Below are 15,509 nucleotides of genomic sequence, written 5' to 3'. Positions count from 1 at the left end.
TGTGGCCAAACTGTCACGGATTTTCAGCACCGTCTATGGCCTGCTATCTGCGATTGCACATAGAATTTGTGACGCCGTTTTCGGCAATTCGAAGCTTCGAAATCCGCTGGCTAGGTTTTCACCGATTGCAAGCCCACGTTGGCTCAGCCTGACGTCAGCAGTGCGTTTGATCGGATGGCGATCGGCAGCTCGCCGGCGTTGTCTTAGACTGCTCTGTTGAATCGATGCGCGCTATCGGGACAAAAAGGCCGGCGTGAGCCGGCCTTTCCACAATTGGTTGTGGTGCGTAATCTCAGTAGCGGCCGTAAGCGGGGCCGCCGAGGTTGCCGAGATTGAAGCGGTAGTTGAGGCCGGCCTTCACCGTGTGCTCGTCATTGTGGAAGCTGCCGACCGGCACCAGCGCGCTAGGTGCGGTGAAGCGGCTGTCGCCGAAGTCGTAGTATTGGTACTCGACCTTGGCCGACCAGTTCGGCGCGAACATGTATTCGGCGCCGCCGCCGATGGTCCAGCCGTTGCTGTGGTTGTCGCTGAGCGTGAAGCCGACCGGCGCGCCGCCCAATGTCACCGTTTCGTTGTTGTCGGAATAGGCATAACCGCCCTTCACATAGATCAGGCCCGGGCCCCAGGTGTAGCCGACGCGGCCGGTGATCGACGCGATGCCGCGCTGGTTGTTGTTGTAGACATAGCCGCCCGGGAAGATCGCGTTGAGCTGGTGGTTGCCGACCCAGGAATACTGACCTTCGAGGCCGATCACCCACATCGGCGACAACTGCCAGTCATAGCCGCCCTGCACGCCGCCCATGAAGCGGGCGCTGGAATCGGTCAGCGCCAGGCCGTTGAAGGTGTTGTTGCCGGAGAACACGCCGCCGAGATGGCCGCCGAGATAGAAGCCGGTCCAGTTGTAGAGCGGAGCGGCGTAAACGGGCGCGGGGGCCTTCTGGTAATAGCCACGGGAGCCGAGGTCGGCGGCATCGGCGGTCGCGCCAAAGGCAGCGACGGCAGCCGCGATGGCTGCGGTTGCGAGCAGGAACTTCTTCATAGGGCAGTCTCCGGACAAAGTCATGAGGCGCAGCGTGCGCCATCCACGGCGATGCGTTAGACCGCATTTGAATAAAATGCTGTCACCGAAAGACGACTTGGAGCGTTAAGTCGCAGCCTTTGCGGCGAAACGTTTTGTTGTGCCTAACGAACGCTTAAGCCGGAATGACGGAAGGCTTAACGCGGCCCGCGCGCGGCGCGCTTCCCCCGTTAACCAAGCCGTCTGCTAACCAAGTCGCCTGCGCACGTCGTCGCGCATCTGCTCGCGGAACGCCTGGCGGCGCGCGGCGCGATCCTTGACCGGCACGTCGTGGCGATCGAACACGTCGAACTTCTCCAGGATCGGATAGTGCTCGCTCGCCATCGCCAGCACGCGCAGCAGGCCTGCGACCTTCGGGCTCGGGCCGGTAACTTCCCACCTGCGCAGCTTCTCGGCGCCGCCGGCCCCCGGCAGCCCGCACAGCTTCGCCATGTCTGCCGCCGTCAGCTTGCGGCCGAGCGTCTCGCCGAGATGTTCGCGCAATTTCTTCAGTTCTGGGCCGGTCACTCTGGATCCGCTCCGGGAATGGGAAGTGTGAAGTGAGTCACATGACGTGCTCGGGGCTGGGTTTATACACAATACATCCGAGCCCAGAAGGGAGACGATCATGCAAGACCTCATTGAGAGTCTCAGCCCCGACAACGGGCAGATCGATTGGAAATGGGTCGCCAGCGTGTTCGCGTTCTACGTCGTGCTGACGGTCGGCGGAGCGGGCGTGTTGCTGGCGCATTGATCCAGCGTACGCGGACGCACCGCGTGCTTACGACTGCCTTGTTTGCGAAGATCCTGGTGCTGCCAGACAGGATTGAACTGTCGACCTCTCCATTACCAATGGAGTGCTCTACCACTGAGCTACGGCAGCATGCCCGGGAAAAATTGAATCGGCCCCGAGGGCCCGTCCAAGCGGGCGGTTCTTGCCACAGGCCTCCCTCTGGCGCAAGCGAAACAGCGCCCCTCTTGCCGGCGAAATCGGCGGAATTGACGTTCCGCGTCGACGATTCCACCCAATCCGGCCGATTTCGGCCCGATTGAGTTCCCGATCGCGCCGGAAAGCTGCCTATCTGCAGTTAGCGCCGAATCACGCCATCGAGTGCAACTGGCCGACCGGGCAGGGTGCACCAGCGTCAGTCATTGTTTATGCTTGCCTCGAGCAGGGCGGTTCGAGAGTTTTGAAATGACAGGCGATCGGGACAAGGGCGGCGGGCAGGCCGGAGCCCGCGTGAAGGATTCACGACAGGATCGTCTCAAGCTGGCGCTGCGCGAAAACCTGAAGCGGCGGAAATCGCAGGCGCGCGGCCGTGAGGATGGGGCGACTTCCGAAGGTGCCCATGGTTCGCTAAATGGCGGCTCGCTGGATGACGCCGGCGGAAACGACCCGGGCCGTTAACCCCGGTTGATGTGTGTTGCAAAGGGAAGCGGGTCGCCGAGATGGCTGTAGATGAGACGACGATCGATCGGCTGAACGCCACCGCCTACGCGTTCCCGCGCCATGAGCAGACCTTTCCGACCCTGACGGGGCACGAGATCGAGCGGATGCGCCGCTTCGGCGAGCCGCGCTCGTACAAGGACGGCGAGGCGCTGTTCGAGACCGGTACGCCCGGTCCTGGCATGTTCGTGGTGCTGTCCGGCAATGTGTCGATGACCCAGCGCGACGGTCTCGGCCGTGTCACACCAATCATCGACCAGGGACCGGGGCAGTTCCTCGCCGAGATCGGCCAGCTCTCAGGCCGCGCCGCGCTGGTCGACGGCCATGCCGACGGTGCCGTCGAGACGTTGCTGCTGCCGCCCGACCGGCTGCGCGCGCTGCTGGTCGCCGAGGCCGATCTCGGCGAGCGCATCATGCGCGCACTGATCCTGCGCCGCGTCAGCCTGATCCAGGGCGGTGCCGGCGGACCGGTGCTGATCGGCTCGGCATCCGTCGGCAACATGGCGCCGCTGCAAAATTTCCTGGCGCGCAACGGCCAGCCGCATCACGTCCTTGATCCCGAGGCCGACAAGGATGCGGCCGACCTGGTGGCGCGCTATTCGCCGACGCGCGCCGAGCTGCCGCTGGTGGTCTGTCCGAACGGCACGGTGCTGCGCAATCCGTCCGAGACCGCGCTTGCGATGGCGCTCGGCATGATCGGCAACAGTGCGCATGAAAAGCTCTACGATGTCGCCGTGGTCGGCAGCGGCCCGGCCGGGCTCGCCACCGCGGTCTATGCGGCGTCCGAGGGACTGTCGGTCGCGGTGTTCGATTCCCGCGCCTTCGGCGGTCAGGCCGGCGCCAGCGCGCGGATCGAAAACTATCTGGGTTTTCCGACCGGCATCTCCGGCCAGGCGCTGGCCGGGCGCGCCTTCAACCAGGCGCAGAAATTCGGCGCCGAGATGCTGATTCCGGTCTCCATCAAATCGCTCGACTGCTCGAACGCCTCGGGCGCGTTCACGCTCGCCACCGGATGCGGGCACAACCTGCGCGCCAAGTCGGTCGTGGTCGCGAGTGGCGCGCGCTATCGCCGGCCCGCGATCGACAATCTCGAGAGTTATGAGGGCCGCGGCGTCTGGTACTGGGCCTCGCCGATCGAGGCGAGACTTTGTGCCCAGCAGGATGTCGTGCTGGTCGGCGGCGGCAACTCCGCGGGGCAGGCGGCGGTGTTCCTGTCGGCGCACGCCCGCAAGGTCAACATGATGATCCGCGGCGGCGGGCTCGGGGCCAGCATGTCGCGCTATCTGATCGAGCGCATCGAGGCGACGCCGAACATCGAATTGATGTTCAACACCGAGGTGATCGGGCTCGAGGGCGCGGAGACGCTGGAGCGGGTGCGCTGGCGCAGCCGGCTCGCGCCCGACGAGTTCACCATGGATATTCGCAATCTCTTCCTGTTCGTCGGCGCCGATCCGGCGACCGGCTGGCTCGAGGGCTGCGGCGTGCAGGTCGACCGTGGCGGCTTCGTGATGACCGGCGTGCAGAACGGCGAGGGCGCGCGTACGGTGCCGCTGCTCGAGACCACGGTGCCGGGCGTGTTCGCGGTCGGCGATGTCCGCTCCGGATCGGTCAAGCGCGTCGGCGGCGCGATCGGCGAGGGCGCGCAGGTCGTCGCCGCGCTGCACGGCTATCTCGCAGACGCAAGCAGTCCGACGCTGTAGGAGGTTCGATGACAAAAGGCTGCGCGCACATCGCTGGCATCCAGGACGTCACGCCGAGCGCGCTCGGCTGCGAGGAGTGCCTGAAGAGCGGCAGCCGCTGGCTGCATCTGCGGATCTGCCGGACCTGCGGCCATGTCGGCTGCTGCGACGACTCGCCGAACCGGCATGCGACCGCACATTTCCACGCCACCGGCCACCCCGTGATCGAAGGCTACGATCCGCCGGAAGGCTGGGGTTGGTGCTATGTCGACGAGGTGCTGTTCGACCTGTCGAAGCGCAAGACGCCGCATGACGGGCCGATCCCGCGCTATTATTGATTCAGCTTCTCACGAGGCGCACGTGCCACGGCGTGTGACATCGGTGCGAAATTCTTCGGCAAGCGTCGGCATCGGTGAATTTTCATGAGATGTCGGCCATCCTGCCATCGAACCGTGTAGCAATTTTCAGAGATGCATCGTAACGTGCTGCGGGTTCTCAACGGGGAGTGCGCCACATGACGACATTGGTGCTTGTGCACGTCATCATCAGCCTGATTGCAATCGTCGCTGGCGTGATCGTGATGTTCGGCCTGCTCGGCTCGCGCGCGATGCCTGGGCTGACCGCGATCTTCCTCCTGTTCACGATCCTGACCAGCGCCACCGGCTTCGTGATCCCGCCGCTGCTGACCGAGAAGCTGCTGCCTTCGCAAATCATCGGCGGCCTCTCGCTGGTGCTGCTCGCGATCGCCTGCATCGCGCTGTATGCGATGCAGTTGAAGGGCGCCTGGCGCCCGGTCTACGTGGTGACCGCGATGGTCTCGCTTTATCTCAACGTCTTCGTGCTCGTCATCCAGAGCTTCCTCAAGGTGCCGGCGCTGCAGGCGCTGGCGCCGGCCGTGCCGCCGAACCCGCCATCCGGCCCCGTGTTTGCGGTGGTGCAGGGCATCGTGCTGGTGTTCTTCGCACTGGTGATCATCGGTGCCTGGCGCCGGTTCAGGCCGATCAATTTCGCCTGATGCGGGACGGATGACCTCAATTCGAGGCGACGCGCAACATAGAAGATGATGTGCGGCGGCGCGTTGGGGATGCGCCGTCGCGCAAGGGCCGTTCACGCCTGGCGTGCCCGGATCAAAAAATCGGCAACAAAAGGAGCAATCAAATGCCCACCATCACCACCAAAGACGGCGTCGAGATCTTCTACAAGGATTGGGGTTCGGGCCAGCCGATCGTGTTCAGCCATGGCTGGCCGCTGTCGTCGGACGACTGGGACGCGCAGATGATGTTCTTTCTCAATCACGGCTTTCGCGTCGTTGCCCATGACCGCCGCGGCCACGGCCGCTCCGCGCAGGTCGCCGCCGGCCATGACATGGACCACTATGCCGACGACCTCGCGGTCGTCACCGCGCATCTCGACCTGAAGAACGCCGTCCATGTCGGCCATTCCACCGGCGGCGGCGAGGTCGTGCATTATATCGCCCGCCATGGCGAGAGCCGGGTGGCGAAGGCCGCGATCCTCAGCGCGGTGCCGCCCTTGATGGTGCAGACGGCGAATAATCCGGGCGGCCTGCCCAAGTCGGTGTTCGACGGCCTGCAGGCCCAGCTTGCGGCCAACCGTTCGCAGTTCTACCGCGATCTGCCGGCGGGGCCGTTCTACGGCTACAACCGGCCCGGCGCAAAACCGTCGGAAGCCGTGATCCAGAACTGGTGGCGGCAGGGCATGATGGGCGGCGCCAAGGCGCATTACGACGGCATCGTCGCGTTCTCGCAGACCGACTTCACCGAGGATCTGAAGAAGATCAACGTGCCGGTGCTGGTGATGCATGGCGACGACGACCAGATCGTGCCCTATGCCGATTCCGGCCCGCTCTCGGCCAAGCTTTTGAAGAACGGCACGCTGAAGACCTACAAGGGTTTTCCGCACGGCATGCCGACGACCGAAGCCGAGACCATCAACGCCGATCTGTTGGCGTTCATCAAGGGCTGACGGGTGGCGTGTGATCTGCGCGGTATCTTTGGTTCAGCGCTGCTCAGGGAAGCGCCAGTGGAAGGGTTCCCTCCCAAGGACCCCAATGGGACGGAGTCGGCGGGGATTTTCCTTGGGTACCTCCCGCCCTCCAAGGCGTTATAACTACCGCCATGTCCCCACCCGCACCGCTGAAACTGATCGCCCTCGACGCCGATGACCTCGCGGTCATCTCCGCCCATGTGCAGGACGCCCGCGTCCAGCCCTCCGACATCGTCTGGCGCCAGGACGAGAAACGCCTCGTGGTCGGCCTGAACCGGCTCGACTGGGAGCAGACCCTGTCCGGCGGCACCTGCTCGCGCCGCCTGATCGCCGCGCTCAGGTTCGACCGGGTGCTGGCGTGCAAGTCGCGCAATATCGACCTGGAGGCCTCGGAAGCCACCCTGGAACTGCTCGGGATCGAATTCCATGTCTCTGACCCACCGGGCGGCAGCGCGCTGCTGATGTTCGGCGAGGGTGCGGCGTTGCGGCTCGATGTCGAGTGCCTGGAGTGCGAATTGACCGATCTTGGGGCTGACGACTTCGGGATGGCGCCGGGGTAGTTTTGCTTGCGCCACGGCGAATTGTCCTTTTTGCAAGGGTTGACGGCCATTATCCGCCGCGCCATTGAGCAGGGACCCAAATTCCTCCTAAGAAAGCCGCCATGCCCGTTCGCCTGGACCGACAGAGCGCCGATTTCGACCAGCGTTTCCGCGAATTCCTGGCGGCCAAGCGCGAGGTCTCGGCTGACGTCGAGCGCGCTACCCGCGCCATCGTCGATGATGTGGCAGCCCGCGGCGACGCGGCGCTGCTCGAGGCGACCAGGAAGTTCGACCGGCTCGATATCGACGCCGGCGGCCTGCGCATCACCGCTGCCGAGATCGACGCCGCGGTTGCCGCCTGCGACCCCAAGACCGTCGAAGCGCTGAAATTCGCGCGCGACCGGATCGAGACCTTTCACCGCCGCCAGCTGCCGAAGGACGAGCGCTTCACCGATGCCGCAGGCGTCGAGCTCGGCTGGCGCTGGAGCGCGGTCGATGCGGTCGGGCTCTACGTGCCCGGCGGCACCGCGGCCTATCCATCTTCGGTGCTGATGAACGCGGTGCCGGCCAAGGTCGCCGGCGTACCGCGGGTCGTGATGGTGGTGCCGGCGCCCGACGGCAAGCTCAACCCGTTGGTGCTCGCGGCAGCAGCTCTCGGCGGCGTCTCGGAAATCTACCGCGTCGGCGGCGCCCAGGCGGTGGCGGCGCTGGCCTATGGCACCGCGACGATCGCCCCGGTCGCCAAGATCGTCGGCCCCGGCAACGCCTATGTCGCCGCGGCCAAGCGGCTGGTGTTCGGCAAGGTCGGCATCGACATGATCGCCGGCCCCTCCGAGGTACTTGTGATCGCCGACGACGCCGGCAATGCCGACTGGATCGCGGCCGATCTCTTGGCGCAGGCCGAGCACGACGTCAGCGCGCAGTCGATCCTGATCACCGACAGTGCGCGGCTCGCCGCCGATGTCGAGCGCGCGGTCGAGGCGCAGCTGGCGACGCTGCCGCGCGCCGAGATCGCCCGCACCTCGTGGAACGATTTTGGTGCCGTGATCAAGGTGACAAAACTCGACGATGCGGTCGAGCTCGCCAATGCGATCGCGGCCGAGCATCTGGAGATCATGACCGCCGACGCCGAGGGCCTGTCGAAAAAGATCCGCAACGCCGGGGCGATCTTCCTCGGGGCCCATACCCCGGAGGCGATCGGCGATTATGTCGGCGGCTCCAACCACGTGCTGCCGACCGCGCGCTCGGCGCGGTTCTCCTCCGGCCTTGGGGTGCTTGACTTCATGAAGCGAACCTCGATCCTGCGGTGCGGGCCGGATCAGCTGCGTGCGCTCGGGCCCGCCGCGATGACGCTCGGCCAGGCCGAGGGTCTCGATGCCCATTCACGTTCCGTCGGATTGCGCCTCAATCTCTCATGACCAAGCCACCAGACGACGAGGATTCCAACAATCGCATCGTCGCGGTGACGCTCGACGAGGAATCGATCGGCCGTTCCGGGCCCGACATCGAGCATGAGCGGGCGATCGCAATCTATGATTTGGTCGAGCAGAATCTGTTCGCGCCCGAGGGCGCCGCGAGCGGGCCCTATACCCTGCATATCGCGATCACCGGCAACCGCCTGATGTTCGATATCCGGAAAGAGGACGGCGCGCCCGTGGTCGCGCATCTGCTGTCGCTGACGCCGTTCCGCCGCGTCGTGAAGGACTACTTCATGATCTGCGACAGCTATTATCAGGCGATCCGGACCGCGACACCGGACAAGATCGAGGCGATCGACATGGGCCGCCGCGGCATCCATGACGAAGGCTCGCGCACGCTGCAGGAGCGGCTCAAGGGCAAGGTGCGCGTCGATTTCGAGACCGCGCGGCGGCTGTTCACGCTGATCACTGTGCTGCACTGGAAGGGTGAAGGCGCATGATCCCGAAAAGTGGGTACCGGTTTTCGCTCGCGACGAACGCAAGCGCTTGCGCGGAGATCATCCGCAATAGCAAGATGCGCATGATCCCGATCCTCGCCTCGCCAGACGACGGGGGCGTACCCCGGTCGAAAAAAGCCTGATCGCATGGAAGCGCCGCGCGCGCGCAACCCGCAGGCCGTGCTGTTCGCATGCGGCTTGAACAGCGTGCGATCGCCGATGGCCGAAAGCCTGCTGCAGCAGATGTTTCCGCAAGGCGTCTATGTCCGCTCGGCCGGCGTGAAGAAGGGCGAGCTCGATTCGTTCGCGGTCGCCGTGATGGCCGAGTTCGGCCAGGACATCTCCGGACACAAGCCGCAGACCTTCGAGGAGCTCGAGGACTGGGAGGGGCTGAACTTCGACCTCATCATCACGCTGTCGCCGGAGGCCCACCACAAGGCACTCGACCTCACCCGCACGGTCGCGGCCGATGTCGAATACTGGCCCACCGTCGATCCCACCGGTACCGAGGGTTCGCGCGAGCAGAAGCTCGCCGCCTATCGCGAGGTCTGCGACGGGCTGTTGCTGCGCATCCGCCGCCGCTTCGCGAGGGCCGGCGCCACGAGCGAGTGACGCGCTCGCTGATGTGAAGAGTCCGCGTGTTCCGAAATCGCAGCGCCGGGACTTGTCGCCAGACTGACAAACAGCTGTGCTTATCGGGCCTTGTCACCACGAGGGAGCGCGATTCGCGACCGGTTCCAAGGTTGTGCATCCATGCCCCATCCGATAGGTTCCGCCCGCGTCCGTCCCTCCGATTCAGCTCAAAAGCCCGCATGCTTGGCCGTCCCAAATTCGTTCTTGCTTCCGGTTCGCCGCGGCGGCTGGCCCTGCTCAACCAGGCCGGCATCGAGCCCGATGCGCTGCGCCCGGCCGATGTCGACGAGACCCCACGGCGGGGCGAACTGCCGCGCGCCTGCGCCAACCGGCTGGCGCGTGCGAAAGCGGACGCGGCACTGAAATCGGTGCAGCTTGACGACGATCTGCGCGGCTCCTTCATCATTGCCGCCGATACCGTGGTCGCGGTCGGCCGCCGCATCCTGCCCCAGGCCAATCTGGTCGATGAGGCGGCGCAGTGCCTGCGGCTGCTGTCGGGCCGCAACCACCGCGTCTACACCGCGATCTGCGTGGTGACACCGCGCGAGGCGTTCCGCCAGCGCCTGGTCGAGACCCGCGTGCGCTTCAAGCGGCTCAGCGACGACGATATCCAGGCCTATATCGGCTCCGGCGAATGGCGCGGCAAAGCCGGCGGCTACGCCGTGCAGGGCATCGCCGGATCCTTCGTGGTCAAGATGGTCGGCTCCTACACCAATGTGGTCGGCCTGCCGCTCTACGAGACCGTGACCTTGCTCGGCGGCGAGGGCTTTCCGATCCGCCACGGCTGGCTCAACGCCGTCGCGGTGTGATCCACGTTCGCGCGGCATCGGAACTCCACATTTCTTCCGCAAGCGGGAGAGGGGGCGCGGCGGAACATGCGGCCACCTTCTCAATTGCCAATCGGTGTAAACTCCGCTCCAGCCATGACTGACCAACTTCGAACACCCCCAGCCACTCCGCGCGCCTGCCCGATCTGCGGCAAGCCCGCCCAGCCGGCTTTCCTCCCGTTCTGTTCCTCGCGCTGCCGCGACGTTGACCTCAACCGCTGGCTGAGCGGCCGCTATGTCGTCCCCGGCCGCGAGGACGACGCAGAGGACCCGGAATAGCCAAGATTTCCCAACAAGTTGGGGAAAGACTGCCGGGCGGGCTGCGCCCGGTGAAGCCTTTGGCGAAGCCGGGTGGACACAGCGCTCCGACCTCTCTATAAACCGCCCGCTCGCTTAGGCCTTTTTGGCCCCGCGAGTTTGCCCAGGTAGCTCAGTTGGTAGAGCATGCGACTGAAAATCGCAGTGTCGGTGGTTCGATCCCGCCCCTGGGCACCAAACTAACCTTTTCCACGCTGGCGCGCGATCTTGTACGATGCGTTGCCAGATGACGCGAAGAGCGCTCAAGTTGCAAAACCTGCGCTTCCTGGCCGCAGCTCCAACATCTCAAGCCAGCGACTACGCGCAAAGACCGGGCGCGGTCCTAAGCCTGAGGAAGCGCGACGCCCGTTAGCTCCTCCAATCTGGCGATGAGCTGCTCCTGGAATTGGAGATCGAGGGCCTCGCTGGCCGGCTGCTCCTGCCGGAGATGGTGCCAGTAGCGTCCGCTGACCATTGCAGCCGGTTCGTCGCTGACGGCGAGCCAGGCCTGGGTCCTTTGGCCGGTCTCGAGGTCGACTGGCGCACCCGGGCCGCCCATTCTCGTGCGCGCCCAGCCGGGATCGACGGCATTGCTGAAGACCTGCGGCCAGCGTCGCGCCAGAGCGAGAGCGAGCGCGACGACCTGCAGCTTGCTTTCGGCGTAGGCCTTTGCCGGATCCCAGGTCCGCTTCGTCCAGTCAAGGTCGCGCAGCGAACCCTCTCCGCCGCGGTGCAGGCCGCTGCTGAGGTAGACCAGCCGACCGGGACGCTCGATCAGCGCGGTCAGGATGTACGGCGCCAGAATGTTCACCGCCAACGTGGAGGCATGGCCCTCGGGCGTCGCGCCGCGACTGCGCTCCGTGTAGACGCCGGCGTTGTGGATGATCGCTTCCATTCGCCCGATCGCGTTGACCTGACCCGCGACACTGCTGGTCTCGGCGGCGCTGCGGAGATCGCCGATGACGATACCTGCGGCTCGCGAGGAGAGCTTGCCGATGGTCGCGACGCGATCCACCGATCGGGCGTGCAGGACCACTCGATGTCCGTCATCGAGAAGCGACTCCGCCGCCGCCCGCCCGAGTCCGTCCGTGCTGCCGGTAACAAAAACAATCGCCATTCGCTCCTCCTCTCGATGTCCAGAAGCTTCCAGGATCGTCGTCCTCACGCCAGATCGACGCAAGGCAATGCCTTCGAATTCAGCCGGCCTTGGCTTTGCGCCCGCGGCCGCTCGGCTTTACCGGAACGCTCCTTCCGTACTCCTTCCACCAAGCGGTCAGTGCCTGCATCGTGGGACCGAGCCCCCGCGCTTTGGACGTGATCTCATATTCGACGCGGGGCGGCACCTCCGCGAACACGGTGCGTGACACCAGACCGTCCGCTTCGAGCTCGCGGAGCTGTGCCGTCAGCATGTGCTGGGTGACGCCCGGGATCGCCTTTCGCAGCTCCCCGAAGCGGTAGACCCGCTGATTGAGCAGCCACATGATCTCCAGCTTCCATTTGCCTGAGAGCAGCGCGAACGCGCGCCGCATCTCTTCATGCATGTTGATCTGTTTATCGGCCATAGTCTGCTTTTCCATACTAGCAACAGGTTATTCATCCTACTTGCGAATATAGATCTTAGCCGACATTTTCGACGTGCACTGCGGATGCACAGACGCAATCACGCATTCCGAGCAGTCGCGAAGTCGAATGAGCTGTTGCTGCCGCAACGGCGCTCAGGAAGGGATCATGGCATCGGTCTACATATATTGGGTCAGCACCACGCTTTTGTGCCTGCTGTATCTGACCTCGGCCTACATGTACGCGACAAAATGGGACTGGGTCCGGAAGGCACTCGCCGACCTCGGTTACCCGGCCTACCTCGTGCCGTTCATGATCGTGGTGAAGATCGTCGGCCCAGTCGCCATCGTGTCGCGTTTCAACGTGGCGCTCAGCGATCTCGCCTATGCCGGCGTCTTCTATCACCTCCTGCTGTCGGGAATGGCGCACATCGGTGCGCGCAGCCTCAAGGGCGCTGTGCCGGCGGCCATTGGCCTGGTCTTGCTGGCCGTTTCCTTCGCAACGCAGAACGTCGCTCGTGAAGTCCCGTCACCCTACGTGCAAGCGGCGATGCTCTGACGCGCTGCGCAACCAATCAACTCACCAACGACTGGAGATGAATATGGGTCGCCTTAACGGTAAGGTCGCCATCGTCACGGGCGCCGGTCGCGGCATCGGTCGCGCCACCGCGAAGCTGTTCGCGGCTGAAGGCGCGAAGGTGGCTGTCGTGTCATTTACTCCCGCAAACGTGGATACAGTTGTCACAGACATCGAGGCTGCCGGCGGGACCGCGATCGGCTTCGTCGCAGACATCAGCAATGCGGATCAGATCAAGGCCGCAACGGAGAAGACCGTCGCGGCCTTCGGCGGAATCGACATCCTCGTGAACAATGCGTTCGATCCGTCCGCGCCGTTCTCGTCCATCATCGATCTCCCGGTGGAGCAGTTGCAGCGCAATTTCGAAATGGGCCCGATCGCCTATCTGCGGACGATGCAGGCCTGCTACCCCTACCTCAAAGCCAGCGGAGAGGGCCGGATCATCAACTTCGGCTCTATGGCCGGAGTGATCGGCCTGGCGGGCTACGGTCCTTACAACATGGCGAAGGAAGCGGTGCGCGCCCTGACCCGGACTGCCGCGCGGGAATGGGGCGTCGATAAGATCACCGTGAACAACGTTCTGCCGGTAGCGGAAACATGGGGCAAGGAGGTGAACGTGCCCGCGCCGACCAACCCGCTCGCTCGCTTTGGATCGCCGGAAGAGGACATCGCACCAGTGGTCCTGTTTCTCGCGAGCAAGGACGCTCAATTTCTTACGGGCTACAGCCTCACTCCGGATGGAGGCTCGATCATCGACAGCGCGCGCTGACTGGTGAGCGGGGGAAGCATGACAAGGCGCGCCTGTAATCTTCAAAACGTACGACGGAGCATTCTGCAAAGTTCGCAACGTCAGCGAGTTCGCCCAAAAATGCGAGAACCGCACGACGCCGTATCCGCCGAAAATGATGAACGGGACCTTGAAGCCGCAGGCGGAGAAGGGCTGAGGAATCTAACAACTTGTTCCTACCGAAAGAGGATCACTCATGAATGAGCGACGGGTGTCTGGTGGCAATTATGTGTTTTTCGGCGGTTCCACCGGCATTGGTCATGCTGCGGCCGTGGAGCTGGGGCGCCGGGGCGCGAACGTGCTGATCGTCGGTAGGGGACGAACGGCCGGCGAGGTCGCGGTCGAGGCCGTTCGCGCGGCGGGCGGCGAGGCCGCATTCCTGAGTGCCGACCTATCGACCCTCAGGGGCGTCAAAGCGGCGGCCGAGGGGGTCATCGCCTGGCGACCGGTCCTGCACGGCGTGATGCACACCGCCATGGCCGCGTTCAAGGGCAAGACCTTGACGGCTGACGGTCTGGAGTTCGCCTTCGCCCTGCAATACATGGCGCGCGCGGCGCTCAATCGCACGCTGGTCGAACCGCTCGCCGCCTCGGGCGATGGACGCATCATTAGCATCTCGGGCAATGTCCCGTTGTCTTTCATGCCCGATCTCGATGACCTGCAACTCGAGCGCCGCAAGTGGAGCTTCTACAAGTCGATCCTGGGTACCCACCTCCTTGGTCATCTGCATGTCCAGGAAGCTGCGCGGTTGTGGCGCGACCGTCCTGTGACTATCGCGGCGGCCTGTGTCGGTTCCACCAAGACCAAGGTTATGGCCGATCCGCTCATGCCCTTGAGCATGAAATTGCTGGGGCTGTTCGGTACAACGCCCGAGGTTTCCGCAGTCAACGCAGTCCGCATTTTGACCCAGGCTTCGCCGGCCGACCTGGATGGAGTCGTCCTGCGTAACCCCAAGCGTTTCGAGCCGGAGCCACTTGCAATGAACTCTGATGCCGCCAGGAAGCTATGGGCCCTGACGGGCGACATTGCGGCCAAACACGGCTTATCGTTGGAATAGCGGGCCATGAAAACGAATGTCATCGTAGGGGCCAGTGCTGTCGGAAGCGCTGTCGCGTCCCTGCTCGCTGAACGCGGCGAGAATGTCCGGCTCGTGACACGCAGAGGCGGCGGCACGGCTCCCTGAACGCAAAAGATAACTTTGCGGTGGAGGAGCGGCCACGGAACTATCGGTGGCGCCGGACGCCTTTCCACCCGGAGGGGTGGGTGGGAGGGGGATGGAGTGGCGGATGACGATCTTGTCGTCGCCAACGAGGACTTCCTTCACGAGAAGGCGCAGCACGCGTCGGCGTTCGATTATATCGAGCGCGCCGACGGACGAGCGCAGCCGGTCGAGGAAGCTCGTCACGGATTCGGCGAGACGTAGACAAACTTCCTGCTCCTTCGATTGGTCTTCGATCGCTTGCAGCTCCAACAGGCAAGCCTGTTCGCGGCTGCGCAAATCGGGCATGCGACTGCGCAGCTCTTCAAGTGAGAGAAGGCTCTCCTGATAGGCCGTGAGGAGGCGCTCGATGCTTTTCCGGGAGCGCGCAAGATCGCGGCGAAGCGTTTCCTCCCGGCGCTGTGTGGGATCGGCGTTGCGCGCCGCCTTGAGCCGGCGCTCAAGTTCGTCTTCGATGAGGCGTCGGTCTTCAAGTAAACGCGTGATCTCTTTCCATACCACCTCGTCCAGCAAATCCTGGCGCATCGGGCGACTGTCGCAGACCGGCCCGCCGAGCCGGCGCCAGCCATCCGAGCCCAAGCAGCGGTAGTAATGGATGGTTCGAGCGCTCGACCTGGTGGAGGTGCGATAGAGCCCATAGCCGCATTTGGCGCAGCTCAACAATCCTTGCAGGGCGCTCGGGGTGATCGTGCGTCGCGGGGCATGCTTCTTGTTGGCTTCCAAAAGCTCGTTCGCCAATGCAAAGGTCTCTTCGCTGATGATGGTCGGCACAGGGATTTCGATCCACTCTGTGCGAGGAAGCTCATGATTGGCGCTGTTGCGAGGCGCGACGCCGCCGCGCAATCGCAACGGCCGCGTCACACGCATGCGCGGCGCGATCCGCGTCTTGCCAAAGCAGGCCGTTCCTTTATACGCGGGATTGCGCAGCATCGCCCAGACCGTCGAGCGCTCCCAGCGGCCTGTTTCTTT

20 protein-coding genes and 2 tRNA genes are annotated in these 15,509 nt (G+C 64.3%); 16 read left to right on the top strand and 6 right to left on the bottom strand.

The features are described from left to right. Positions 1-292: 292 nt before the first annotated feature. Together ABIB78_RS22200 and ABIB78_RS22195 are read right to left on the bottom strand one after the other, a co-directional pair. The gene (locus tag ABIB78_RS22200) at positions 293-1,039 is read right to left on the bottom strand and encodes an outer membrane protein (protein WP_429028596.1); all 747 of its coding nucleotides are present in this window, start codon (positions 1,037-1,039) and stop codon (positions 293-295) included. A 225-nt stretch (positions 1,040-1,264) separates the two neighbouring features. Beyond that, the gene (locus tag ABIB78_RS22195) at positions 1,265-1,585 is read right to left on the bottom strand and encodes a hypothetical protein (RefSeq protein ID WP_429028594.1); all 321 of its coding nucleotides are present in this window, start codon (positions 1,583-1,585) and stop codon (positions 1,265-1,267) included. Positions 1,586-1,685: 100 nt separating this feature from the next. On the opposite strand from ABIB78_RS22195, the gene ABIB78_RS22190 reads away from it, so the two are divergent. Further along, complete coding sequence (locus ABIB78_RS22190; protein ID WP_429028593.1) at positions 1,686-1,811, top strand: hypothetical protein; 126 nt, start codon at positions 1,686-1,688, stop codon at positions 1,809-1,811. Between the two features lie 54 nt (positions 1,812-1,865). Here ABIB78_RS22190 and ABIB78_RS22185 read toward each other — a convergent pair. Continuing rightward, positions 1,866-1,940, bottom strand: a tRNA-Thr gene (locus ABIB78_RS22185). A 312-nt stretch (positions 1,941-2,252) separates the two neighbouring features. Here ABIB78_RS22185 and ABIB78_RS22180 point away from each other — a divergent pair. From ABIB78_RS22180 to ABIB78_RS22125, 12 genes are all read left to right on the top strand, one after another. After that, a complete protein-coding gene (locus tag ABIB78_RS22180; protein ID WP_429028590.1) occupies positions 2,253-2,465 on the top strand; it encodes a hypothetical protein in 213 nt (70 codons plus the stop codon). A 41-nt stretch (positions 2,466-2,506) separates the two neighbouring features. Continuing rightward, positions 2,507-4,204, top strand: coding sequence for an FAD-dependent oxidoreductase (locus tag ABIB78_RS22175; RefSeq protein WP_429028588.1), 1,698 nt, complete (start codon positions 2,507-2,509; stop codon positions 4,202-4,204). An 8-nt stretch (positions 4,205-4,212) separates the two neighbouring features. Beyond that, positions 4,213-4,521 (top strand): UBP-type zinc finger domain-containing protein, encoded by a 309-nt coding sequence (locus ABIB78_RS22170; RefSeq protein ID WP_429028585.1) that lies wholly within the window; start codon positions 4,213-4,215, stop codon positions 4,519-4,521. A gap of 176 nt (positions 4,522-4,697) precedes the next feature. Further along, entirely contained in the window at positions 4,698-5,198 is a 501-nt protein-coding gene (locus ABIB78_RS22165; protein WP_429028583.1) for a hypothetical protein, read from the top strand. A 143-nt stretch (positions 5,199-5,341) separates the two neighbouring features. Further along, entirely contained in the window at positions 5,342-6,166 is an 825-nt protein-coding gene (locus ABIB78_RS22160) for an alpha/beta fold hydrolase (protein WP_429028582.1), read from the top strand. 152 nt (positions 6,167-6,318) lie between these two features. Then, the gene (locus ABIB78_RS22155) at positions 6,319-6,747 is read left to right on the top strand and encodes a DUF2948 family protein (RefSeq protein ID WP_429028580.1); all 429 of its coding nucleotides are present in this window, start codon (positions 6,319-6,321) and stop codon (positions 6,745-6,747) included. Between the two features lie 101 nt (positions 6,748-6,848). Continuing rightward, entirely contained in the window at positions 6,849-8,144 is a 1,296-nt protein-coding gene (hisD, locus tag ABIB78_RS22150; protein ID WP_429028577.1) for a histidinol dehydrogenase, read from the top strand. After that, a complete protein-coding gene (locus ABIB78_RS22145) occupies positions 8,141-8,644 on the top strand; it encodes a UPF0262 family protein (RefSeq protein WP_429028574.1) in 504 nt (167 codons plus the stop codon). The genes hisD and ABIB78_RS22145 overlap by 4 nt, the downstream gene beginning before the upstream one ends. Positions 8,645-8,788: 144 nt before the next feature. After that, entirely contained in the window at positions 8,789-9,253 is a 465-nt protein-coding gene (locus ABIB78_RS22140) for a low molecular weight phosphatase family protein (RefSeq protein ID WP_429028572.1), read from the top strand. 200 nt (positions 9,254-9,453) lie between these two features. Beyond that, positions 9,454-10,083, top strand: coding sequence for a Maf-like protein (locus ABIB78_RS22135; RefSeq protein ID WP_429028569.1), 630 nt, complete (start codon positions 9,454-9,456; stop codon positions 10,081-10,083). Between the two features lie 114 nt (positions 10,084-10,197). Continuing rightward, positions 10,198-10,380: a DNA gyrase inhibitor YacG gene (yacG, locus tag ABIB78_RS22130; RefSeq protein ID WP_429028566.1), complete on the top strand. Its 183-nt coding sequence runs from the start codon at positions 10,198-10,200 to the stop codon at positions 10,378-10,380. A 140-nt stretch (positions 10,381-10,520) separates the two neighbouring features. Beyond that, positions 10,521-10,596, top strand: a tRNA-Phe gene (locus ABIB78_RS22125). A 145-nt stretch (positions 10,597-10,741) separates the two neighbouring features. Here ABIB78_RS22125 and ABIB78_RS22120 read toward each other — a convergent pair. Then, positions 10,742-11,515: an SDR family NAD(P)-dependent oxidoreductase gene (locus tag ABIB78_RS22120; RefSeq protein ID WP_429028564.1), complete on the bottom strand. Its 774-nt coding sequence runs from the start codon at positions 11,513-11,515 to the stop codon at positions 10,742-10,744. Positions 11,516-11,594: 79 nt separating this feature from the next. Beyond that, entirely contained in the window at positions 11,595-11,975 is a 381-nt protein-coding gene (locus tag ABIB78_RS22115; RefSeq protein ID WP_429028562.1) for a winged helix-turn-helix transcriptional regulator, read from the bottom strand. Positions 11,976-12,126: 151 nt separating this feature from the next. Here ABIB78_RS22115 and ABIB78_RS22110 point away from each other — a divergent pair, with 151 nt between their 5' ends. The 3 genes from ABIB78_RS22110 (at position 12,127) to ABIB78_RS22100 (ending at position 14,378) form a co-directional block, all read left to right on the top strand. Continuing rightward, a complete protein-coding gene (locus tag ABIB78_RS22110; protein WP_429028560.1) occupies positions 12,127-12,516 on the top strand; it encodes a DoxX family protein in 390 nt (129 codons plus the stop codon). A 43-nt stretch (positions 12,517-12,559) separates the two neighbouring features. Then, positions 12,560-13,303: an SDR family NAD(P)-dependent oxidoreductase gene (locus ABIB78_RS22105; RefSeq protein WP_429028557.1), complete on the top strand. Its 744-nt coding sequence runs from the start codon at positions 12,560-12,562 to the stop codon at positions 13,301-13,303. 214 nt (positions 13,304-13,517) lie between these two features. Next, positions 13,518-14,378 carry an SDR family NAD(P)-dependent oxidoreductase gene (locus ABIB78_RS22100; protein ID WP_429028554.1) on the top strand — a complete coding sequence of 287 codons (861 nt, stop codon included), beginning with the start codon at positions 13,518-13,520 and terminating at the stop codon, positions 14,376-14,378. Here ABIB78_RS22100 and ABIB78_RS22095 read toward each other — a convergent pair. Then, a partial coding sequence (locus tag ABIB78_RS22095; RefSeq protein ID WP_429028551.1) for a recombinase family protein occupies positions 14,364-15,509 on the bottom strand: 1,146 nt, incomplete at its 5' end. The two genes, ABIB78_RS22100 and ABIB78_RS22095, sit on opposite strands and share 15 nt — an antisense overlap.

The organism is Bradyrhizobium sp. I1.14.4 (assembly GCF_050435825.1).
Lineage (GTDB): Bacteria > Pseudomonadota > Alphaproteobacteria > Rhizobiales > Xanthobacteraceae > Bradyrhizobium.
Note: the sequence above shows the minus strand (reverse complement) of the source record. Positions and strands in the feature narration are given on the sequence as shown.